The following is a 23,051-nucleotide window of genomic DNA, read 5'->3' as shown; positions in this document are numbered from 1 at the left end:
CTATCATTCCGCAGTTGTTTTGCGTACGGTGGTTTGCATGCATAAGGCTCGTTTTGCACGCCATAGCCGCAGGCGTGGGCGCGTCGCACTAAAGGGGGTGCGCCTTAGTATCTCTTAGCGTTTCGGCACGTTTTAGCGTTTTGCTGCGCCATAGCGCTTCGGCGCGCCTTTTCGCGCGAGCTGCGAAAACACCCATAAAACGAATGAGAGGCTGTGCTAGCCACTCGAGGCAGGCGGTTTGCTTGATTTACATAAATTTATAAAGAGGTAAGATATGCGTATTCTAGGCAACATTATTTGGTTTTTTCTAGGTGGTTGGATTTTAGCTATCTTAGCTTATCTATCGGGTTTGATCCTTACCATTTTAGTCGTGACCGCTCCCGTGGGGTTAGGTCTTATGGAATACGGCAAATTCCTGTTTTTGCCCTTCAGTTACTATATGGTGCGTAAAAAGAATAATCCATCCGGCGGAGCTCTGCGTAAGAGCTATCATGCTTACGCGACTATCGTTAAGGTCGTTTATATCCTGCTTTTCGGTATTTGGCTATATATCGTAGGACTTGTTGCTGTTATTGTCCAGTTCGTCACTATCATCGGAATTCCAGGCGCTATCGTGCTTGCTAAATCTTTACATACAATCTTTAATCCCGTGGATAAGATCTGCATCCGTCGCAATAAGGAACCGGACGTAGAATTACCATGGAAAAATTTATATGGGTAAGCGTTTTATAGCAAGGCACCGAAGCTTAGTCACGATTTGGGCAGAGCTAGGCGTCATAAAATTACGCGGCTAAAATTTAACGCCGTTTTAAGATTATTTTTGTAAAATCACATTTCTTTTTTACCGCTGGCGGGCTCATAGCTCAGTTGGTTAGAGCATCCGGCTCATAACCGGATGGTCCTAGGTTCAAGTCCTAGTGAGCCCACCACCACAAAATTTTTTGCTTTTCACTACATCAAAATCCGCAAAATTCTATAAATTTCATGCGTCGTTTTTCCTTTGAAATTTCGCTTCATAACTTCAAAAGACAAAGCTTGCCGCATAATTTCAGCTTTAAAATGCGGCAAGCTCGCGATTGAATTTTCAAATTTAACTTTCATTTGGCGACCGATTAAATTTTATTTTATGGCAAGTTGCGGTAGAATTCCGTTAAAATTCTTAGTGCAGGGAGATGTCCATGTCAGAAAATCAAACGAAAAAAGGCGGAATTTTAGCCTTTTATTTTAACTCAAGCTTGCTTTGGCGCATCATTATCGCTTTAGTGTTGGGCTCTGCGATTGGTATGTTACTACCTAAAAATATGCCGGTGGGTGATACCACGTGGGTGGCGATTTTAACGCCTTTGGGAGATCTTTTCGTGAGACTTTTAAAGATGATTATGGTGCCGATCATCATCTGCTCGCTCATCGTGGGCACGAGCAGCATCTCGCCCGCGCACCTGGGCAAAGTAGGCGTTAAGGCGATCATATTTTACGCTATAACTACGCTTTTTGCGATCGTCATCGGCCTAGCGTGTGCGTTTATATTTTCTCCAGGTAGCGGGCTTGATCTAAGCGATGCGTCCAAGGCTGTCGAAAAGGCAGCGAACGCGCCTAGTATGAGTAAAATTTTGCTTAATATAATTCCTACGAATCCTTTTGATTCCATAGCCAAGGGCGAAATTTTGCCGATCATCGCGTTTTGCTTATTTTTCGGCGTGGGGCTTGCGTTTTGCCGCGATAGTAGCGACGCGCGTATCAAAAGCTCCGCCGATACGGTTTATAATTTTTTCGACGGAATGAGCGAGATTATGTTTAAGGTCGTGCACTGGGTGATGCAATACGCACCAATCGGCGTTTTTGCGCTAATGTTTGTAGTGTTTAATAAAAGCGGTATCGAGGCTTTTAGTTCGCTACTAAACGTCACGATTACCCTATACGTGGGACTTGCGATCCAAGTATTTGCGGTTTATTGCGTTATTTGTATGCTTATCGGAGTTAGCCCGATTAAATTTCTTAAAAAAGTGCGCCCGCCGATGCTTACGGCTTTTGTTACCCGCAGCTCCAACGGCACGCTTCCTATTACGATGCAAACCGCCGAAGATATGGGCATTCCAAAGGCAATCTACGGCTTTGTTTTGCCTGTGGGCGCTACGGTGAATATGAACGGTACGACCGTATATTTGGGCGTGTGCACACTTTTTATCGCTAATGCTTGCGGTATTGATCTAAACAGCAGCCATTATCTCACGATCATCATCACTTCGATGCTTGCGGCGATTGGAACTGCTGGAGTTCCGGGAGCTGGTGCGCTGATGCTGCTTTTAGTGCTCGAATCTATCGGCGTCAAGGTAAGTGGTAACGTAGCGATCGCTTACGGAATGATTTTGGGCATTGATGCGATTTTGGATATGGGGCGAACCTCGATGAACGTAACGGGCGATGTTGTCGCGTCGATCTACGTCGCAAAGAGCGAAAACGAAATGGATATGAGTAAGTGGGAGAATTAACCCAATTAAAATTTAGAAAGGACGAGCTATGAAAAGAGTTGGGATTATCGGTGGAATGGGACCTTTGGCGAGTGCGGATCTGTATATGAAGATCATAGAAGAGACTGCGGCGAGCAGCGATCAAGAAAATATTCCGCTTGTAATTGATAGCTATCCGCAGATTGAAGATCGCACGGCATTTATCTTAGGCAAAGGTGAAAATCCGCTTCCGCGCCTAAGCGAGAGCGCCGTTAGGCTCAAAAATGCAGGCTGCAAGGCGTTTGCGATGGCGTGCAACACGGCGCATTTTTTCGCAGACGATGTAGAAGCTGCGGCGGAAATCCCGCTAATTCATATCGCTGAGGTCACCGTAAAAGCGATCCGCAAAAATTATCCAAACGCCCATGAAATCGCTGTGCTAGCCACTATTGGTACAAAAAAAGCTAAAATTTACGACGATCCGCTCAAAGAAGCGGGGCTAATCAGCGTGGAGCTTGGTGAAGAAAATCAAGCGGTTTTGATGGATTGCATCTACAAAGGCGTTAAGGCGGGCAAGACTGCCGAATACGTGGGGGCTTTTGAGAATTTGCTAGGCAAAATCGATGCTGATATTTACGTCGTTGCCTGCACCGAGCTGCCGATATTTTTGCCATTAATCAAAAGCGATAAGATTTTCGTCGATCCTACTAGAGAGCTTGCCAAAGCGATCGTGGAATTCTCAAGATCGTAGAGCCGCAAGGCTTTGCAAGCTCGAATTTTAAACCGCAAAATTTTACGATGATTTAAGTCGTGAAATTTTGCGGAACTATATTGAACCAAAATTCCATCGAGGCGGAATTTTACGATAGCAAAATTTCATCACAGGATTTTAAGCTTAAAATTTTGTCAAAATTTAATCCGCAAGATCCAGAATGTAAAACCTCCGAAGTAAAATTCCGTAACAAAATTTGCTCGTAAAATTTCGCGCTGAAATTTAAGCTAAAATTCCATTAAATTTGACCGTTTCTAAAGCCCGAATTTAATATAATCGCTCCAACAGAAAAAAGGATTAAAATGAGCGACTACACCCACCTGCACCTTCACACCGAGTATTCGCTGCTAGACGGCGCGAATAAAGTAAGCGAGCTCGCCGAGCTTTTACAGAGCCGCGGCACCAAGGCATGCGCGATCACCGACCACGGCAATATGTTCGGCGCGATAGACTTTTATCAGACGATGAAAAAGCACGGCATCAAGCCGATCATCGGCATCGAGACCTACCTGCACAACCACGATGACATCGGCGATAAAAGCGACCGCCAGCGCTACCACTTGATACTGCTTGCCAAAAACGAGACGGGCTATAAAAATTTAATGTATCTTAGCTCGCGCGCGTTTTTAGACGGCTTCTACTACTACCCGAGGATCAACAAAAAAATTTTAAAAGAGCGCAGCGAGGGACTCATCTGCTCCTCGGCGTGCCTAGCGGGCGAGGTGGAATTTCATCTAAATAGAAGCGAGCGAAATTTAAAGCGAGGCGCGGGCGGCTATGAAGCGGCGAAAAAAGCGGCGCTCGAGTATAAAGAAATTTTCGGCGAGGATTTTTATCTCGAGATAATGCGCCACGGCATCGGCGAGCAATTAAACGTCGATAAAGACCTCATCCGCCTCTCGCGCGAAATCGGCGTCAAGATCATCGCCACTAACGACGCTCACTACTCGCGCAAGGATCGCGCCAAGGCCCACGACGTCTATCAGTGCATCTCGATGGGCAAGACGATCAACGACGGCGACCGCTTAAAACACGTCGTTTCGGAATTTTACGTAAAAAGCGACGAGGAGATGAGGCGGCTTTTCGCGGACATCCCCGAAGTGATCGAAAATACCGCCGAGATCGTGCAAAAGTGCAATCTCAAATTTGCCTTCGATGAGAAGGACTACGCGCCGACGCCGCCGAATTTTAAATTTACGATCGAATACGCCGATAGGCTCGGGCTTTCGCTGCCGCAGCCCTCGGAGCGATATAGCTTTGCAAACGATGATTTTTTATTCGATCATCTGTGCCGCGAGGGGCTTAAAGAGCGTCTTAAATTTATCGATCCCGCCAAGCACGAAATTTATCGCGAGCGCCTGGAAAAGGAGCTTGCCATTATCAAAAACATGCATTTTTCGGGCTATATGGTAATCGTGCAGGATTTCATCAACTGGGCGAAGGATCACGACATCCCGGTTGGCCCAGGTCGCGGCTCTGCGGCGGGCAGCATCTGCGCGTATGCGCTTCGCATTACCGACCTCGATCCGATCCCGTATAATCTGCTTTTCGAGCGATTTTTAAACCCGTCGCGTATCTCGATGCCCGACATCGACGTGGATTTTTGCCAGGCGCGCAGGGGCGAGGTGATCGACTACGTCATCGATCAGTACGGCAAATTTAACGTCGCGCAGGTCGCGACCTTCGGTAAGCTGCTCGCGCGCGGCGTCATCCGCGACGTGGCTCGCGTCTGCGATATGCCACTTTCGCAGGCCGATAAGATGGCGAAGCTGATCCCCGACAAGCTCGGCATCACGCTTACGCAGGCTTACGACGCCGAGCCGAAGCTGAAGGAATTTATCGACGCAGATCCGATCGCACAGCAGGTTTGGGAGTTTGCGCTGGGCCTTGAAGGGCTCAATCGCAACGCGGGCATGCACGCTGCGGGAGTGGTGATCTCAAACGAGCCGCTGTGGAACAAGGCGCCGCTATTTAAGCAGGATAAAGGCGAGGATGCGCGCCTGGTCACGCAATATACCAAAAACTATCTCGAGGACGTCGATCTGATAAAATTTGACTTCCTGGGTCTAAAAAACCTCGATGTGATCGATAATGCGGCTAAGCTCGTCAAGCGCCGCTACGGTCGCGATATCGTCTGGGAGGAGATCGATTTCAACGACCACAAGACCTACGAGACGATTCAAAGCGGCAACACGCTGGGGATTTTCCAAATCGAGGGTGCGGGCATGCAGGATCTGGCTATGAACCTGCGCCCCGACCGCTTCGAGGATATCATCGCGATGATCTCGCTATACCGCCCGGGACCGATGGATCTAATCCCTGATTTTATCAGGATCAAACACGGAGAGCTAAAAGCAAGCTATATCTTCCCCGAGATAAAAGAAATTTTAGAGCCAACATATGGCATCATCGTCTATCAAGAGCAGGTCATGCAGATCGTGCAGAAGGTGGGCGGTTTTAGCTTGGGCGATGCCGATCTGGTGCGTCGCGCGATGGGTAAGAAGGATGAGAAGAAGCTCGCTCACATGCGCGAGCAGTATCTAAACGGCGCCAAAGAGCTGGGCTTTGACGTAGCTAAGGCGGATGAGTTATTTGATCTGATTATGAAATTTGCCTCCTACGGCTTTAACAAATCCCACGCCGCGGCGTATTCGATGATCACCTTTCAAACAGCCTATCTTAAGACCTACTATCCGGCGGAGTTTATGGCGGCACTGCTTACTTCGGAGGAGGGCAATACCGATAAAATTTCAAAATATATCGACGAGGCAAGCCGCCTTGGTATCGGGCTTTTGCCGCCGTCGATCAATCAAAGCTTAAGAGGCTTTAGCGTCGTGGACGACGAAAATTCCAAATCGGGCACCTCGATCATCTACGGCCTAGGAGCGATTAAGGGCGTAGGCGGCGCTGCAATCGAGAATATCTTAGAGCTTCAAAGCGAGGCTAAATTTCAAAGCATCGACGATTTTGCTTCGCGCGTGGACAATTTCCGCGTCAATAAAAAGGTCATCGAGTCGCTGATCTACGCAGGCGCGATGGATTGTCTGGGTAAGAGTCGCTTGGCGATGATTCAAAACATGGAAAATATCCTAGACGTGATGAAAAAGATCACCGAGATTAAAAAGGACGCCGCAAGCTCGCTTTTTGGCGAGGATGAGGATATGACGAGCGGCATGAGCGTAAGCTTCGTCGATACCGATAAGGAATTTCCGCAGGGCGAAATTTTAAAATTTGAGCAGCAGACCGTGGGCGTGTATCTCTCGGGGCATCCGCTGGATGATTACAAAGAGGAGATGGAGGGGATCGATTATGCCCTATCCTCGGCGTTTAGCGAGATCGACGGAGATAGCGCAGAGGTACTTAGCGTAGGGCGGATCGAGGATCTGTCCACGCGCATGACAAAAACGGGCAAAAAAATGGGGATTTTAAACGTGCTTGATCTGCACGGCAGCTTCGAGCTTGCGGTGTTTGATAACGCGCTAAAGGCGATCGAAAGCTTAAGCCCGCAGGAGCGGGAGCGCCCGTACGCCTTTATGATCAAAATTTCAAAAAGCGCGGTCGGCGGCGCGGCGTATCAGCTGTCGTTTCTTTCGATGATGAGCCTACAAAACGCTCGAGATGCGAGCTTTCGTCCGCGCGCGGGAGTATTTTTGGGCGAGAATCCACTCAAAGCCTACGCCGCGCAGCTTGGAGCGATTACACATACTAAATCGAACGAATTCGACGAACTGGTGGGCGAAGAGGATGCGAGCGTTAAAATTTTGTGCGTCGGTAAGATCGAAAATGTTCACACCCGCACGACCAAATCGGGTAAGCAGATGGCAAACGTCACGGTGCTCGATCTTTCGGGAAGCTTCGAGATGAGTGCGTTCGGCGATATTTGTGATGCGGTCACTGCGCTAACGGACGCGGAGCTGGAGCGCCCGATGGCATTTTGGGTGCGGCTTAGCAAAAACACGAGCCCTTACGGCGGCAAATATCAAATTTATCTGGATGAAATTTTAACTCTAGATGCCGCGCAAAATATCGACGGCTACGTACCTAGCAAGGTGCGAGGCTCCGGTGGTAGGGAGCGCGGGGGCTTTAACGGCAGCAATTTCGGCTCCAGCAGAAACTTTGGTAGCGAACGAGGCGGCGGCTACGGCAGCGGGAATTTCGCGGAGCGAAAGGGCGGGTTTGCTGCGGAGGATCCCGTTCTTAAGGCGCGCAAAGAGCGCGAGACGCAGCGCAAAAACGCGCAGGATTTCGAGTTTGAGCTAAGCTTAGGCGAGCTTAGCCGCGAGAAAATTTATAAAATTTACCATCTCGCCTTTTGCGACACGGCGCTAAAAAACACCAAGCGGCTGATTCTGCGGATCCGCAACGGCAGCGAGGTGCTCGTTTATCCGACCGAATACATCGTGAGCGATAGCTTTACCGAAAAGGTACGTGAAATCATAGCGGCGTAGGTGCGGCTCTTTCGTCGCGCTGGATCGGTTAAATTTTATTCTTGCCTGTCGCCGCACGTAAGCGGTTTTTGGCGCCGCAGAGAGCCTAAACTTTGGCGCGGTTGTGATAAGAGACGACAATATTTTTGGCTCAAAGCTTGCCGCATGTAAAATTTACTGTGCGACGCACAGAAATCAAAACCGCACGGATCGCTCTCGATATCTAAATTTATTGTGTTTATCGCGGTGGAATTTTATCTGTCAAAATTTACAAAAACGCAGACCGCCTCTGCTTTATTGCGTCGGTGAGGCTTGGTGGCATGCCGTTTGAGTTACCGCAATAACAGCTCGCCATACCTCGACAGAGCATGAATTATATTGTCGCACTTAGCCTACCTTCGGTACAATAAATGGCGCGGACACTTTTAAATTTCTAGCTAAATTTTTGCGAAGTTTTACTTTGGCGGTTCTCTACGCAGCTTTAAAATTTTAAACTTTAGCGGATTTGAAATTTTAGGCATAGTTTTACTACGTAAAATTTCGCCGAGCAAATTTAGTAAAGCACGCAAAAACGGACTCAAGACGTGCAGAAAAAATCCGAAACAAAAGCTGGTCCGAGCAAACAGTGCCCTAAAATCGAGCTAGCGCGGACTAGGCTCGAGCCGAGCCGCGCGCTGGGATGCAACCTGTCTTAAATCCAAAATTTATCAAAATTGTTACACGATTGTATTTGGCATTTTTCGCGCTATATATATTGATCGTGCTAAGCGTGTTTGTCCTGCCCGAAAATGTAGGAGATAATGCCGCCTGTGCGGGCTTTTTAAGTCTTATAAAGCAGTTTTTCAAATATCGCCGTAACAGGGATTGATCCGTACGCGCGGCTAGCATCTTTGATTTTGGCGCAGGCTACTTTCTATACTTAAAGAATGGCGCTAATTAAATTTCGCGCGATTTTTAGTGGCGAAATTTAGCGAGTTGAAATTCAGAAATTCTGCCGTTTCCAAGCCGCTGGAATTTGAGCTCAAATTTAGAGTTCGCGAGAATTTTAAATTTTACGACGTGAAATTGTGAAGCGGGATTTTAGAATTTTGAAATTCTGCGCCGCGGAGGTTTGTGCTTTGAAATTTTGCGAGCTGTAAATTTAGGGCTAAATTTAGAATTTCGTAACGACGAATTTTAAAATTTTCGCTGCGCGGTTCGGCAAAGTGCATCCACCTCTTGATAAATCAAATTCGCAGGATTTCTAAATTTAAGCAGTGCGGTTGCTTCCAAAAAAATTCTATCTGTAGCGGCAGTTTTTAAACGACAGCGGCAAGGCAAGCAATGATGATTTACGGAAGTGCGCCGCGCCGGTCGCAAATACTGTGCGGCGAGCAAGCGAGCGTTAGGCGATCGTGCGGGCTAGTTTATCTCGCAGGTTTAAAATTTCATCGCGTTTTAGTACGAAGCTGTTTTTGTTGGCGATGAGGTGCGCGGAGCTTTGCATTATGGTTTCTGCGGGCTGCAGCCCGTTTTGTTTCATCGTAGCGCCGGTCTCTACGACATCGACGATAGCGTCGGCAAGCCCTATGAGCGGGGCGAGCTCTATCGAGCCGTAGAGTTTGATGATATTTACGGCGACCGCTTTCGAGGCGAAGTATTCGCGAGTGATGTTGGGCATTTTCGTAGCGATTTTTAGGCTCGGAGCGCCGTAGTTTAGCTGAGTGCCCGCATGTACGCCCACGCAGACGCGGCATTTTCCGATTTTAAGATCGAGCAGCGTAAGTACGTCTGGGCGGTGCTCCTCAAGCACGTCAAGCCCCACTACGCCGATATCCGCCGCACCGCCCATAACGTAAGTAGGGATATCTTGGTTGCGGACGTAGAGGAATTTAAAATCGCCCTCTTGCATTATGAGTTTGCGATCCTCAAAGGCGAAATCAAGCCCGAAGATGGTTTTGAAAATTTTGAGCGTATCGTCGGCTATGCGGCTTTTCGGTAGCGCTATGGTTATCATGCGAGCCCCTTTTTTGCGATCAAGCTTACCATCGATTTAAAGATCAGATCCTTTTCGTAGATCGAGTTGCGAAAATACCGCATTAGATAGGCTCCGTCGCCGCCCGTGAAGTAAATTTTATTATTGCCCGCGATGTTTTCGATCGTAAGCACTATCGGCTTTAAAATCCCGTAGTTTACGGCGCTTGCGGTCTTTTGCGGCAGCGGATCCAGATCGATATTGGTTGAAAGCGTCACGTCCAGCACCGGCGCGATGCTCGCGAAAGATTTTAAAAGCGTGCCGATACCAGGCATTATAAATCCGCCTAGGTGTGAGCTTTTAAACATCAAATCTACGGTGATCGCGCTGCCCGCATCGACGACGACGCCCGTCGTCACCGCCGAGCACGCCGCTATGCGGTCGATCCCAAGTCCGCGGTAGGCGGTTTTTAGCTCAAAGTGCGGGGCCAGATCAACAAACAGAGGGTTTTTCAGCTTTTTTTTCACGCTATCATTGACGCTAATGAAAAAAATTCGCTCCTTCGGCTCGTACCGCATAAACTCCGCTACGGGCATACTTTGCGTTACGCCGCCTTTATAAAATTTAACCCTGGAATTTCCTACGTCACACAAAAGCATAGAGGCTAAATCCGTTTTCTTTTAAAAATTTCGCGCTTTTAGAGCACATCTGCGAGTTGTAAAACAGCACGCGTTTTTTCACGACCTTGCCTAGGCTTGCGCTAATGTCGCTTGCGAGCGATAGCAGAAATTCCGCGTCGCGCATTACAAAGCGAGATTTTGCGTCGCGCATAAACAAAAGGACGTTGTAGCTTTTCAGATCCACGCCAAAATACGCGCCGTATGATCGCGAGCGCGTGAAGCTAGCGATATCTAGCGTTTGGAATTTTTGAAGCAAAAGGTCTTCGCGAACGCAGAGTTTTGAAATTTTATCTAGCATCAAAATTTAAAATTTTATCGTCGTAGTAAAACGAGCTGCCTGCGATAAAGGACTTATCCTCGAACTCGCCATTTAGCTCGTAGATCGCCTGGCCTTCTAAATTTTCGTCCACGCGGATGACGTAGCCATTACGCTCGATGATATACAAATAGCCGCCGCTAAGTAGCGCGCCGCTAAACTGTGCGAAGGTGAATTTGCGCGATTTGATCAAATTTAGCCCGCGATCGAGTAGCTCGACTCTGCCGTCTTTTAAGAAAAGATAAATTCTATCGCCGCTAAAAATCACGTCTTTGATGTCTACGTTATGGTTTTTATTGCCCGTAGGACTTACCAGCATTAGCCTAGTGGCAGTTACGGCATAAAGGTTATCGCCCTTGTTTTCTAAGGCGATAATGTTGTTAAAAAACGGCTGGTTGCTCACGACGAAATCGCGTGCCGAGCGCCCGCCTACGTTTTCTGCGATGCTGACTAGTCCGTCTAACGCAGGATAAGCGATAAGTTGGTTGATAAATAGCGGTGACGCCACGCGCGAATCGATTGCGAATGCATCGCCTACTTTATGATCGAGTACCACTGCGCTCGAGCTTAGCTTGATAAGCATAATCGAGTCATCACTCATTACTAAAGCCAAATCATCGCCGCGTATATTTGCACTGAGCGCTTGTCTGCCGAGGGCTTTTTCAAATTTTACGGCGCCTGTGCCACTAACTACTTTAAGCGTACCATTGATGTCAGTTACGACGAAATTTCCGTCATATTCACCTAAAAATTTTTCACTTTTTAGGACTTTGAAATTTTTCACCAATCCGTTTTTAGAGATGACTTCGCCGTCTTTTAGCGTAGCGCCATCTTTACTAACCGCTACGATTTCCGACGGCAGCGAGCCGTTAAATTTCATATCGCCTGTGATGTTTTCGTCGCTAGGTTCGAAATACTGGCGCTTCGTCGAGCAGCCTAAAAATAAAAACGATAGCAAAAGCGTAAATATCAGCGTTTTTTTCATTATTTATTGCCTCCATAGTGTTTCAAAGCAAGTGCGATTTGACGAACTGGCGAGTTGAGTGGAATTTTATCTAGCTCTGCGTGAGCTTGTTCGATTTTGCCCTCTTTTAGTAGGTCGTAGCCCTTGAGCAAAGAATCGTAATCGGCGAGTAGCACTCCGCCTTGTTTGCCGTTTTGTAGATTTATTATCTCTTTTAGCATAACATCGATGCCTTGGGTATTTTCTAGCGCCGCTCGCTCGTCTGCAGAGCCGTTTTGCAAAATATAAAGAGCGTATAGATTTATATCTTTTTGCTTAAGCTCGGCTAGCTTAGCGTCATCGCGCTTGTTAAGCAGCTCGTCATAGATCGCATTAGCACTTGCTATGCGGCGATCGCTTAAAAATTCATTTGTGTAATATCCGATAAATGCTACGATCAAAACCGCAGCCAAAAATATCAGCGGCTTTTTATATTTTTTTACGAAAATTTCACTTTTTATGACGCTTTCTAGAAACTGCTCTTCTGTGCCGATCTCTTTTTTCACGCCTTCGATGTCGTCTTTTAAAGCCAAAATTCAGTCCTTTGTTTGAGAAAATCGGCGTAATTGTAGCATAAAAAATTTTAAATACCGCCTAAGATAAAGAATTTTTATGATATAATGTCGCATTTATCAGAAAAAGGAAAGTTATGATAATAGACGACGCCTTGCTAAGTAAGCTGGAAAGGCTATCCGCTCTTAAAATTCCAGATGCTAAGCGAGAAGAATTTAAAGGTCAATTAAATAATATCGTAGATTTTGTAGAAATTCTAAATGAGCTGGATTTACAAAGCGGCGAGGCGGCTATCACTACGCTGAAAGGCGGTACTCCGTTTCGCAAAGATATTCCACGCAAAAGCGACGTCGCAGAAAGCGTCTTAAAGCATGCTCCGCAGTCCGAAGGTGGCTACTTCGTAGTACCGAAAATCATAGATTGAAAGGAATTTTATGGAAGAAGTTCAAAGAAATTTAGTAGATATCGAAACCCTACTAAAAACCGTCGTTTTTAACAAAGCGAGCGACCTTCACTTAGTTTCGCGCTCGGCGCCTCAAATACGTATCGACGGAACATTGCGCCCACTTGCTATGGATCCGCTTAAGGGCACGGATATCGAGTATATCTGCTACGCGCTCATTACCGATGCCCAAAAAAGTGCGCTCGAGGAAAATAAAGAGCTCGACTTTGCGATCGAGCTTCCTAATATCGGACGCTTCCGTGGAAATTACTACTACACTATGAACGGCGATTTGGCTGCCGCATTTCGTATTATTCCTATCGATATTCCTAGCCTGGATGATTTAAAAGCCCCTACGATTTTTAAAGAGGTAGTCAAGCACGAAAAAGGCATGATTTTGGTTACCGGACCTACCGGTAGTGGTAAATCAACTACTCTTGCCGCGATGCTAAACGAGATTAACGAAAAAGAGCGCAAGCACATCATCACCGTTGAAGATCCGGTTGAGTTCGTCCATACCAATAAAAAAGCGCTTTTCTCTCACAGAAATATCGGCACTGATACCCATTCCTACGCTAATGCATTAAAATTTGCCTTGCGTGAGGACCCGGACATTATCCTAGTTGGTGAGATGCGTGATAGAGAGACTATCTCGATCGCCATTACCGCGGCTGAGACCGGTCACTTGGTATTTGGTACGCTACACACCAACTCCGCGATGCAAACGATCAACCGTATTATCGATAGCTTTGATGGCGGCGAGCAGCTCCAAGTGCGAAATATGCTCTCCGTGTCACTTACCGCGGTCATCTCGCAATCACTTTTGCCAAAGCTTGGCGGCGGACGTATCGCGATCCATGAAATTTTGCTCAATAACAATGCCGTAGCAAATCTAATCCGCGAAAACAAGGTGCATCAAATTTACTCTCAAATGCAGCTAAATCAGCAATCTACTGGTATGATAACTCAAACTCAAGCGATGGTTAAAGCGATCCGTGCAAATCAAATTTCAAAAGACACGGCATTTAGGTATTCGACTAACCTACAAGAGCTAATAGGCGTGGTGGGTGCTTGATGGAAGGTATTAATTGGTTCGACGTCGGCTGTTTAGTACTCGTAGTGCTCTTTGGACTGCGCGGCATCACCAACGGCATCGTTAAAGAAATTTTTGGAATTTTGGGTCTCATCGGCGGTCTTTTTGCCGCGATGCGTTATAAAACTATGGCAGGCGAGTGGATTGCGGCCAAAATTCCAGCTTTGCAGAATGCAAACGGCGTGCTTTCGGGCGACACGACGCAAGTTCTCATCGGCTTTATCGCTGTGCTTTTTGGCGTATGGATCTCGTGTCTGATTATAGGTGAAATCATTTCAAAATTCTTTAAATGGAGCGGACTCGGATTTGTCGATAAGATCGGCGGCTTTGTGTTTAGCGTAAGTAAAATTTTCTTGATTTTTGCCGTTATTGTTACACTTGCAAGCGGTCCTATGTCGATGAATGAACAGACTAAAAAGTATTTTGAAAGCAGCAAAACTGCGCCGATTTTCTTAAAAATCGGAAATTGGATTTTAAATCTCAAAGATGATCCGAAGATCAAACAAAGCTTGGATTCTATCGGTTCTAAGATGGATGATAAGCTCTTAAAAGATCAAAATTCTACCACCCGTATGAACTCGGATCAAAATCAAAGCACTGAACCTAGCGATTTTAACGCCAGTTCAGAAGTAAATTCTACAGAAAGGACAAAATTATGAATGCAAAAATCGAAAATTTAGAGTTTGACGCTCTAATTGTTGAGTTTAAAAAGGCGCTTGCCGCTAGCGGTTTAAAATATACTAAGCAGCGCGAGGTTTTGCTCCGCACGCTTTATAACAATAACAAACACTTCACACCTGAGGCGCTTCACAACGAGATCAAAGCGAAATTTCCGGAGCTGAACGTAGGCATAGCGACGGTGTATCGTACCTTAAATTTGCTTGAGGATTCAGGTATGGCAACGTCGATCTCATTTGGCGCACAGGGTAAGAAATTTGAGCTTGCCAACAAGCCTCACCACGACCATCTAATCTGCAAAAGCTGCAATAAGATCATAGAATTTCAAGACGCCACTATCGAGCGCAAACAGCTTGCCGTCGCCAAAGAGCACGGATTTACGCTCACGGGACATATGATGCAGCTGTATGGAATTTGCCCTGAATGCGCGGTAAAAAGGAAGTAGATTGTTTGATAGCCAGTTAGAAATCCAAAGGATAGACAAGGCGTCGGAACTTCGGAATTTAGGGGCTAATCCCTATCCGCACTTTCTAAAAAAAGATATGAGCATAGCCGAGTTTAAAGAGAAATTCGGCTACATAAAAGATACCGAGGATAAAAAAGCGAGCGAGGAGGTAAGCCTTGCCGGAAGGTTAAAGCTAAAGCGCGTCGCGGGCAAATCCACCTTCGCAAACATAGAAGATCAAAGCGGCAATATTCAAATTTATTACTCTCGCGATAGCATAGGTGAGGAGGATTACGCTAAATTTAAGAAAAATCTCGAAGTAGGCGATATAATTTTGGTGCGCGGATACGCTTTCGTCACCCAAACGGGCGAGTTTTCGATCCATGCTAGTAAAATAACGCTTGCATCCAAAGCGATCTGCCCGCTTCCGGAGAAATTTCACGGCCTTGTCGATATCGAGATGCGCTACCGCCAAAGATATCTTGATATGATAATGAACCCCGAGGTCCGCGAGGATTTTATCAAGCGCTCGATCATCGTTAGCGAGATCCGCAGCTTTTTTGAAAAGCATGGATTTTTAGAGGTCGAAACGCCGATGATGCACCCAATCGCAGGCGGCGCGAACGCTAAGCCATTTATCACGCACCACAACGCCCTCGACGTCGATCGTTATCTGCGTATCGCGCCGGAGCTGTATCTCAAGCGTCTCGTCGTAGGCGGCATGGAGGCGGTCTTTGAGATCAACCGAAACTTCCGCAACGAGGGTATGGACCTGACGCACAATCCGGAATTTACAAGCATAGAATTCTACTGGGCGTGGCATGATTATAACGACGCGATGAACCTAACCGAGGAGCTATTTAAAGCGCTATTTAAGAGGCTCGGGCTAGGCGAAATTTTAACCTACGATGAGCGCGAGATCGATTTTTCAAAGCCTTTTGCGCGCATAAAGTATCTCGATGCGCTTACTCAGATAGGCGGCATCGAGCCGCAGATCGTAAATGATCGCGAAAAGATCATCGCTAAACTCAAAGAGGATAGGTTTGAAGTCAATGAAAAGCTCGATCTAGGCCACCTGCAGAGCGAACTTTTTGATAATTACGTAGAAGCTAAGCTCATAAATCCGACCTTCATCGTGGATTTTCCGATCTCGATCAGCCCGCTTTCGCGCAGAAGCGACGAAAATCCGCAGATAGCCGAAAGATTTGAGCTTTACATCGCAGGCAAGGAGCTAGCCAACGCCTTTAACGAGCTGAACGATCCGCTCGATCAATACGCCAGATTTAAGGCGCAAATCGACGCTAAAAACGCGGGCGACGACGAAGCTCACGAGATGGACGAGGATTACGTCCGCGCGCTTAGCTACGCGATGCCACCGACTACCGGCTGGGGGCTTGGAATCGATCGCTTGGCGATGATTTTGCTGAATAAAAAGTCGATCCGCGACGTGATTTTGTTCCCTGCGATGAGGCCGCTAAATTTAGAGAAGGAGTGAACGTGTCAAATTTAGAAAAATTCGATAATGAAATTTTTAGTTTAACCAACAAAGAGCTTGCGCGCCAGTGCGATTATTTGGAGATGATCGCGAGCGAAAATTTCACCTATCCCGAGGTGATGGAGGCTATGGGCTCGGTGCTAACGAACAAATACGCCGAGGGCTATCCAGGCAAGCGCTACTACGGCGGTTGCGAGTTCGTAGATGAGATCGAGCAGATCGCGATCGATCGCTGCAAAAAGCTCTTCGGCTGTGAGTTCGCAAACGTCCAGCCAAATAGCGGCAGCCAAGCCAACCAAGGCGTCTATGCCGCATTTTTGAAACCGGGCGATAAAATTTTAGGCATGGCGCTTAGCCACGGCGGACATTTGACGCACGGCGCGAAGGTTTCAAGCAGCGGAAAGATGTATGAGAGCTTCGAATACGGCGTAGAGCTCGACGGCCGCATAAACTATGATAAGGTGCTTGAGATCGCTCAAATCGTAAAGCCGAAGATGATCGTTTGCGGTGCGAGCGCCTATACGCGCGAGATAGATTTTGCTAAATTTAGACAGATCGCAGATAGCGTGGGCGCTTTTCTTTTCGCCGACGTAGCGCATGTCGCAGGGCTAGTCGTCGCAGGCGAACATACTAATCCGTTTCCGCACTGCCACGTCGTAAGCTCGACCACGCATAAAACGCTTCGCGGTCCGCGCGGCGGCATCATAATGACTAACGACGAAGAATTTGCTAAAAAGATTAACTCGGCGATCTTCCCGGGTATCCAGGGCGGCCCGCTAATGCACGTCATCGCCGCTAAGGCGGTGGGCTTTAAACACAATCTAAGCCCCGAGTGGAAGGTCTACGCCAAGCAGGTCAAGGCAAACGCTAGAGTTTTGGGCGAGACGCTGGTTGGGCGCGGCTTTGATCTAGTAAGCGGCGGCACCGATAATCATCTGATTTTAATGAGCTTTTTAAATAGAGATTTTAGCGGCAAGGACGCTAGTGCCGCGCTTGAAAATGCAGGTATTACGACGAATAAAAACACCGTACCGGGCGAGACGCGCAGCCCGTTCGTCACCAGTGGTATCCGCGTCGGCAGCCCCGCACTTACCGCGCGCGGAATGAAGGAGAAAGAATTTGAGTTTATCGGAAATAAAATCGCCGACGTACTAAGCGATATCTCAAATTCCAAGCTTCAGGCGCAGGTCAAAGAGGAAGTGCGGGATTTGGCGCACCGCTTTATCATCTACGACCGCGCGATGTATTAAATTTAATAAATTCGGGTAAGCTTACCCGAATTATTTATTTCGTAAATTTTGCGTGGTAGAATTTACGAAGTAAATAATAATCTTAGGAGAGAGTATGAACGATAAAAATTTCGATATGAGCAGCATAGACGATATAGTGATAAATAGCGGCAATGTCGATAAGAACGCGAATTTGAAAAAGGGTCTTACCGTCGCAGCCGGCGTCGTAGTTTTATTCTTAATCATTTTAATCATAATGAAGGCTATTAATAAAGACGATATTGATACTAACGCAGGTCTTACTATGCCTAGTGAAGAAGAGCTTGCCAAAGCGGAGCAAAAACCTGCCGTACAAGTTCAAAAACCTGAGCCTTCGCAGCCTGAGCCTGTAGAGGTGAAATCAGAACCCAATACAGCATCTGCAGCTCCAACCAAAGTAGAGATAAAAACCCAAGAGCCTAATTCCGAAAGCAAGGTCGTCGCAAGCGCTCAGCCTGAAGCACAGAAAGTAGAAATCCAAAAGCCCGAAATCAAAGAAGAGCCAAAAAAATCCGAAGTTAAAATAGAAAGTAAAAAGATTGAGCCTAAAGACGAAGCTAAAAAACCTGAAAAAACTGACGTAAAAAAGTCCGAGCCTAAAAAAGAGTCTGCAAAAGACGAGATAAAAAAAGAACCTTCTAAAACCGAAATTAGAAAAGTCGAGCAGAAAGTAGAGCCTAAAAAAGAACCTGAAAAACAAGCAAAAACAGAAGTTAAAAAAGAGCCTTCAAAAACGGAAGCTAAAAAGGAACATGCTAAATCTGAGGCCAAAAAAGAGCCAGCAAAACCTGAGTCTAAAAAAGAAGCTAGCAAACCAGAGTCTAAAAGCGAGAGCGTAAAGGCTGGCGTTGCAGCAAAGAGCACCAGCACCAGCGTGGCAAACGGCAGTTATGTGCAGGTTTTCGCATCCAATGCCTACGATCCAAACGGGTCTGATACCAAAAAAATCACCAAAAAAGGCTACAGCCCAATTGCGCTGCAAACTCACGTCGGCAGTAAGAGTGTGACTAAAATTTTAGTTGGACCTTTTGAGGGCGAGGCGCTACAAAAGGCGCTTAGCGATATGCGCAGCATCAATAGCGGAGCGTATATCTACCGAGTGAAATAGTGGACAGATTCGCGGTTTTCGGCAACCCGATCGCCCACTCCCTCTCGCCGCTACTTCATAATTACACTATAAAATTTCTAGCCCTAAACGCCTACTATGGGCGAGTTTTGCTGCAGCGCGGCGAGGAACTGCGAGCTAAATTTGAAGCTTTAAGGCTTACGGGTGCGAACGTGACCGTGCCTTTTAAGCTCGACGCGCTCAAAGCCTGCGATGTCCTAAGCGAGGCGGCGCAAAGGATCGGCTCGGTAAATACGCTGGTGCTAAAAGGCAGTGCGCTGCACGGCTTTAACACCGACGCCCAGGGGTTTTTCTGCGCGATCTTGGATTTTGGCGAGATTCGCAACGCGCTTATTTTAGGCGCAGGCGGCACGACGCGAGCGATCGGCTACGCACTAGGCAAAAACGGCGTGAAATTTGACATCCTAAATCGCAGCACAAAGGATTTTAACTTCGGCTGCGAGGAATTTTTTACCTATGAAAATTTCAAATCCAAAGACTACGATCTTATCGTCAATGCCACCGGCGCGGGTCTCAAAGATGACGCGCTACCAGCGCCCGAGGGAGTAATAGATGAAATTTTATCCCGCGCGAAATTTGCTTTTGACGCTATCTACGGCAAGCAGACTCCGTTTTTGCAAGCCGCGCGTGCAAAAAATCTGCCCGCAAAAGACGGCAAGGAGATGCTTGTAAATCAGGGCGCACTTGCTTTCAATCTCTTTTTCGGTGGTAAATTCGACTTAGCGGAGATTGTAGCGCTGATGAGCCGTGCTGCAAATTTACGCTAAATCGGCTCTTAGGCTTTTCAATTATCCGCCCAGCCCAACGAAATGCTTTAAATTTTGCGTCGAGTTAATTATCCGTTCTTAAATTTTATATCGTGTAGCTTTGGGCGTTTGATTTTAAAATTCTTACGTCTGCTTTCAGCCGAGCCGTGTTAATTTGCCTACAAAAAATTCTATTAAAAATCGCTACGAATTAGGCACAAAGATGCTTGGCAAAACCTCGCATATTTTTCTACTTGCTTCTTGATATGTTCTATTCTAAAATTTTGTGCAGTTTAAGTAAAATGTGATTGTTTGTGAATTATACCATAAAACTTACTTGAGCAAGATCGCGCAAGACCGAGGCGTTTATTAAAAAGATAAAATTGCTACCAAAATTTCAAAATTTAAAGCTAAATTTTAATTAATTATTATACAATAAAAAATATAAACTAATAATTGCTAAAGGTTAAAATTTGATGTTTTTCGGCAAAATTTTAAAATTTTACGCGCAGGGATTTGCTTCGATGAAGCTTGGTAAAACGCTATGGGCGGTGATTTTGATCAAGCTATTTATAATTTTTGTGCTACTGAAATTTTTCATTTTCGACGAAAACTTGGATTCTAAATTTAAAACCGATCAAGAAAAAATCGATTTCATCTATAAAAATTTGACTAAGGAGTAGGAATGCAAGAGCTTGCTAGCGTGGATTGGTCGAGGGCGCAGTTTGCGCTCACGGCGCTTTATCACTTTCTTTTCGTGCCCCTAACGCTGGGGCTTAGCTTTATCGTGGCGTTTATGGAGAGCCTGTATGTCGCGACCGGTAAGCAGGAGTGGCTCAAGATCACTAAATTTTGGCTGCGCCTTTTCGGTATAAATTTTGCCATCGGCGTCGCGACCGGCATCATAATGGAGTTTGAATTCGGCACCAACTGGGCGAATTACAGCTGGTTCGTAGGCGACATCTTCGGCGCGCCGCTTGCGATCGAGGGCTTGCTCGCGTTTTTCTTAGAAGCTACCTTCTTTGCGGTAATGTTCTTCGGCTGGGGCCGCGTAAGCAAGAAATTTCATCTTCTTTCAACCTGGCTCGTGGCGATCGGATCAAATTTAAGCGCGTATTGGATCTTAATTGCGAACGCTTGGATGCAAAACCCGGTGGGTACGAGCTTTAATCCCGATACGATGCGCAACGAGATGAGTAATTTTTTAGATATCGCGCTATCTCACTTCGGAGTGGCTAAATTTTTGCATACCGTCGGCGGCGGTTATATTACGGCGGCGCTTTTCGTACTTGGAATTTCGGCGTTTTATATGCTAAAAGACAAAGACTTCGCGCTTGCTAAAAAAAGCTTCATAGTAGCGGCAAGCTTCGGTATGCTAAGCTCGCTTTTCGTGCTATTTAGCGGCGATGAGAGCGCCTATCAGGTTGCGCAAAAGCAGCCGATGAAGCTTGCGGCGATGGAGGGTCTGTATAAAGGCAAAGTAAATGCAGGCATCGTCGCGGCGGGAGTTTTAAATCCGAGCAAAACCCCGGGAGACGATAAACAGCCGTTTTTGTTTGAGATTAAAGCGCCTTATGCGCTAGGGCTGATGGCTACGAGAGGACTTAATAATTTCACTCCGGGCATCGATGATCTGGTATTCGGAAATGAAAAATTCGGTATCGAAGGCGCGGATAAAAAGATCGAAAAAGGCAAAATCGCTCTGCAAGCGTTAAAGGATTATAAGACCGCCAAAGACGCCAATAATACCGCAGCGATGCAGCAGGCGCGCGAAATTTTATTCGGCGATCAAAATATGCAAAATTTAGGCTACGGCTACCTTGACGACGCGAAGCAGATCGTCCCTCCCGTGGCGCTTACCTTTTACAGCTTCCACGTGATGGTGGCTTTGGGAAGCTATTTTATCTTGCTATTTTTCGTGACGCTATTTTTGGCGATGCGAAAAAACCTCGCCGAATACAAGAAAATTCTGTGGCTTTGCGTCTTTAGCATTCCTCTGGGATACGTCGCGTGCGAGGCGGGCTGGATCGTAGCCGAAGTAGGGCGCCAGCCGTGGGCGATACAAGATCTTATGCCGGTGGGCGTCGCGGCTACGAGCCTGGCGGGAACGAACATAATGATCTCGTTTGCGCTCTTTGCGGTTTTATTTACGGTTTTATTCATAGCCGAGATAAAGATCATGCTAAAACAGATAAAGATAGGATTTTAAGATGCACGAAATTTTTCAAATTTATTGGTGGTGTGTGGTTTCGCTTCTGGGCGGAATTTTAGTTTTTATGCTCTTCGTGCAGGGCGGTCAGACGCTGCTTTTTACGCTGGCGAAAAATGAGACCGAGAAGGATTTTATAATAAATTCCATCGGCAAGAAATGGGAGCTTACGTTTACTACGCTCGTTATGTTCGGCGGAGCGTGCTTTGCGGCGTTTCCGCTATTTTATGCGACCAGCTTCGGCGGTGCGTATTGGGCGTGGATGGCTCTGCTTTTTTGCTTCATAATCCAAGCCGTCGCTTACGAATACAGAAAAAAGCCCGATAATTTCTTGGGCGCTAAAACTTATGAAGCCTTTCTTTTCATAAACGGCTCGCTGGGCACGATCCTGCTTGGCATCATCGTCTCGACGCTTTTTAGCGGCAGCGAGTTTGCGCTGGGGCAGAATAATTTCGTGCAGTGGAAAAACCCGGCTCGCGGACTTGAGGCGCTAGCAAATCCGTTTAATTACATCTTGGGAATTGCGCTATTTTTCTGCGCCAGAACTGGAGCGAGCTTATATTTGATGAACAATATCGCCGAGCCTGAAATGATCGCCAAGCTCAAAGCCTCGCTTAAATTTAACGCTAGCGCGTTTTTGGTTTTTTTCATCGCGTTTTTGGCGTGGGTCTTGCTAAAGCAGGGCTACGCGATCGGCGCCGGCGGCGTAGTAAGCCTTGAGAGCTTTAAGTATCTGCATAACTACCTAAGCCTGCCTGCGGCGCTAGTCTTGCTGCTGCTGGGCGTCGTGCTGGTGCTGGTGGGGATATTCAAAGGCGCATTTACAAGCAGCGTGCGCGGGATATTTTTCTACGGCGTAGGCATCGTATGCGCGGTAACGAGCGTATTTTTGATCCTAGGGCTAAACAATACGGCGTTTTATCCGTCAAATTTCGACCTGCAAAGCTCGCTTTCGATAAGTAACGCAAGCTCGAGCCTCTATACGCTTAAGACGATGTTTTACGTGTCGTTTCTAGTGCCTTTCGTGCTGGGTTATATCAGCTATGTTTGGCGCGCGATGGATGCTAAGAAGCTTGATAAAGATGGGCTTTCAAACGAGCATTATTAGGCGCGCCCGCTCTAGCGCGGCTTCCGCGCGCCGTGTGGCGGCGAGGCTGTACTTTTTTGCTCGGCACTGCGTGCTTTTGCGCTTAGTTAAATTTCATATCGGCGGCGCTTTTTATGCGACGCATTATAAAAATTTTAAGGATTAAAAATGATCAAATCTTTAGTTTTCATCGCGATTTGGATGATCTTGCTAGTCGCGAGCTATAAATTTATAAAGCTAAACATTACTCATCAAGAAAAAAGAGAGCAGTAAAAGCGTAGAAATTTTAAAAGCTAGCGGCCCGGGATTTTGTTTTAAATTTATAAAGCGAAATCTAGAGCCGCAAGATG

22 protein-coding genes and 1 tRNA gene are annotated in these 23,051 nt (G+C 46.7%); 17 read left to right on the top strand and 6 right to left on the bottom strand.

Features of this window, described 5'->3' with window-relative positions:
- The first annotated feature begins 274 nt into the window (after positions 1-274).
- From QZ367_RS09330 to dnaE, 6 genes are all read left to right on the top strand, one after another.
- On the top strand, positions 275-721 hold the full coding sequence (locus QZ367_RS09330) for a YccF domain-containing protein (RefSeq protein WP_291940013.1): 447 nt from the start codon (positions 275-277) through the stop codon (positions 719-721).
- 131 nt (positions 722-852) lie between these two features.
- Positions 853-929 (top strand) — tRNA-Ile (locus tag QZ367_RS09325).
- A 249-nt stretch (positions 930-1,178) separates the two neighbouring features.
- The gene (locus tag QZ367_RS09320) at positions 1,179-2,489 is read left to right on the top strand and encodes a dicarboxylate/amino acid:cation symporter (RefSeq protein WP_291940011.1); all 1,311 of its coding nucleotides are present in this window, start codon (positions 1,179-1,181) and stop codon (positions 2,487-2,489) included.
- A gap of 28 nt (positions 2,490-2,517) precedes the next feature.
- Positions 2,518-3,198, top strand: coding sequence for an amino acid racemase (locus QZ367_RS09315; protein WP_291940009.1), 681 nt, complete (start codon positions 2,518-2,520; stop codon positions 3,196-3,198).
- 80 nt (positions 3,199-3,278) lie between these two features.
- A complete protein-coding gene (locus QZ367_RS09310) occupies positions 3,279-3,425 on the top strand; it encodes a hypothetical protein (protein ID WP_291940007.1) in 147 nt (48 codons plus the stop codon).
- Between the two features lie 96 nt (positions 3,426-3,521).
- Entirely contained in the window at positions 3,522-7,667 is a 4,146-nt protein-coding gene (dnaE, locus tag QZ367_RS09305; protein WP_291940005.1) for a DNA polymerase III subunit alpha, read from the top strand.
- Between the two features lie 1,031 nt (positions 7,668-8,698).
- Here the strand turns inward: dnaE and QZ367_RS09300 are convergent.
- From QZ367_RS09300 to QZ367_RS09275, 6 genes are all read right to left on the bottom strand, one after another.
- Entirely contained in the window at positions 8,699-8,857 is a 159-nt protein-coding gene (locus tag QZ367_RS09300; protein WP_291940003.1) for a hypothetical protein, read from the bottom strand.
- A gap of 173 nt (positions 8,858-9,030) precedes the next feature.
- Positions 9,031-9,642, bottom strand: coding sequence for an ATP phosphoribosyltransferase (gene hisG / locus QZ367_RS09295; RefSeq protein ID WP_291940001.1), 612 nt, complete (start codon positions 9,640-9,642; stop codon positions 9,031-9,033).
- On the bottom strand, positions 9,639-10,259 hold the full coding sequence (locus QZ367_RS09290; RefSeq protein WP_291939999.1) for a type III pantothenate kinase: 621 nt from the start codon (positions 10,257-10,259) through the stop codon (positions 9,639-9,641). The genes hisG and QZ367_RS09290 overlap by 4 nt, the downstream gene beginning before the upstream one ends.
- Positions 10,246-10,581, bottom strand: coding sequence for a hypothetical protein (locus tag QZ367_RS09285; RefSeq protein ID WP_291939997.1), 336 nt, complete (start codon positions 10,579-10,581; stop codon positions 10,246-10,248). The genes QZ367_RS09290 and QZ367_RS09285 overlap by 14 nt, the downstream gene beginning before the upstream one ends.
- Positions 10,568-11,581, bottom strand: a complete 1,014-nt coding sequence (locus QZ367_RS09280) for an L-seryl-tRNA selenium transferase (RefSeq protein WP_291939995.1) — start codon at positions 11,579-11,581, stop codon at positions 10,568-10,570. Before QZ367_RS09280 ends, QZ367_RS09285 begins: the two co-directional genes overlap by 14 nt.
- Positions 11,581-12,132 carry a hypothetical protein gene (locus QZ367_RS09275; RefSeq protein ID WP_291939993.1) on the bottom strand — a complete coding sequence of 184 codons (552 nt, stop codon included), beginning with the start codon at positions 12,130-12,132 and terminating at the stop codon, positions 11,581-11,583. Before QZ367_RS09275 ends, QZ367_RS09280 begins: the two co-directional genes overlap by 1 nt.
- 116 nt (positions 12,133-12,248) lie before the next feature.
- Here QZ367_RS09275 and gatC point away from each other — a divergent pair, with 116 nt between their 5' ends.
- The 11 genes from gatC (at position 12,249) to QZ367_RS09220 (ending at position 22,722) form a co-directional block, all read left to right on the top strand.
- Positions 12,249-12,536, top strand: coding sequence for an Asp-tRNA(Asn)/Glu-tRNA(Gln) amidotransferase subunit GatC (gene gatC, locus QZ367_RS09270; protein WP_291939991.1), 288 nt, complete (start codon positions 12,249-12,251; stop codon positions 12,534-12,536).
- A 10-nt stretch (positions 12,537-12,546) separates the two neighbouring features.
- Positions 12,547-13,629, top strand: coding sequence for a type IV pilus twitching motility protein PilT (locus tag QZ367_RS09265; RefSeq protein ID WP_005871218.1), 1,083 nt, complete (start codon positions 12,547-12,549; stop codon positions 13,627-13,629).
- Positions 13,629-14,306 carry a CvpA family protein gene (locus QZ367_RS09260; protein ID WP_291939988.1) on the top strand — a complete coding sequence of 226 codons (678 nt, stop codon included), beginning with the start codon at positions 13,629-13,631 and terminating at the stop codon, positions 14,304-14,306. The genes QZ367_RS09265 and QZ367_RS09260 overlap by 1 nt, the downstream gene beginning before the upstream one ends.
- The gene (locus tag QZ367_RS09255) at positions 14,303-14,770 is read left to right on the top strand and encodes a Fur family transcriptional regulator (RefSeq protein WP_291939986.1); all 468 of its coding nucleotides are present in this window, start codon (positions 14,303-14,305) and stop codon (positions 14,768-14,770) included. Before QZ367_RS09260 ends, QZ367_RS09255 begins: the two co-directional genes overlap by 4 nt.
- Before the next feature lies 1 nt (position 14,771).
- Positions 14,772-16,265 carry a lysine--tRNA ligase gene (gene lysS, locus QZ367_RS09250; protein WP_291939984.1) on the top strand — a complete coding sequence of 498 codons (1,494 nt, stop codon included), beginning with the start codon at positions 14,772-14,774 and terminating at the stop codon, positions 16,263-16,265.
- Between the two features lie 2 nt (positions 16,266-16,267).
- Complete coding sequence (locus QZ367_RS09245; protein ID WP_291939982.1) at positions 16,268-17,515, top strand: serine hydroxymethyltransferase; 1,248 nt, start codon at positions 16,268-16,270, stop codon at positions 17,513-17,515.
- A gap of 94 nt (positions 17,516-17,609) precedes the next feature.
- Positions 17,610-18,641 (top strand): hypothetical protein, encoded by a 1,032-nt coding sequence (locus tag QZ367_RS09240; RefSeq protein ID WP_291939980.1) that lies wholly within the window; start codon positions 17,610-17,612, stop codon positions 18,639-18,641.
- Positions 18,641-19,426 (top strand): shikimate dehydrogenase, encoded by a 786-nt coding sequence (locus tag QZ367_RS09235; RefSeq protein WP_291939978.1) that lies wholly within the window; start codon positions 18,641-18,643, stop codon positions 19,424-19,426. The genes QZ367_RS09240 and QZ367_RS09235 overlap by 1 nt, the downstream gene beginning before the upstream one ends.
- A gap of 455 nt (positions 19,427-19,881) precedes the next feature.
- A complete protein-coding gene (locus QZ367_RS09230; protein WP_291940147.1) occupies positions 19,882-20,088 on the top strand; it encodes a DUF4492 domain-containing protein in 207 nt (68 codons plus the stop codon).
- A gap of 2 nt (positions 20,089-20,090) precedes the next feature.
- Entirely contained in the window at positions 20,091-21,614 is a 1,524-nt protein-coding gene (locus QZ367_RS09225) for a cytochrome ubiquinol oxidase subunit I (protein ID WP_291939976.1), read from the top strand.
- Between the two features lies 1 nt (position 21,615).
- Positions 21,616-22,722, top strand: coding sequence for a cytochrome d ubiquinol oxidase subunit II (locus QZ367_RS09220; protein WP_291939974.1), 1,107 nt, complete (start codon positions 21,616-21,618; stop codon positions 22,720-22,722).
- Positions 22,723-23,051: the final 329 nt, after the last annotated feature.

It is taken from the genome of Campylobacter sp., from assembly GCF_019423325.1.
GTDB lineage: Bacteria > Campylobacterota > Campylobacteria > Campylobacterales > Campylobacteraceae > Campylobacter_B.
The sequence above is the reverse complement of the archived record's forward strand: the minus strand, read 5'-3'. Positions and strand labels throughout refer to the sequence as shown.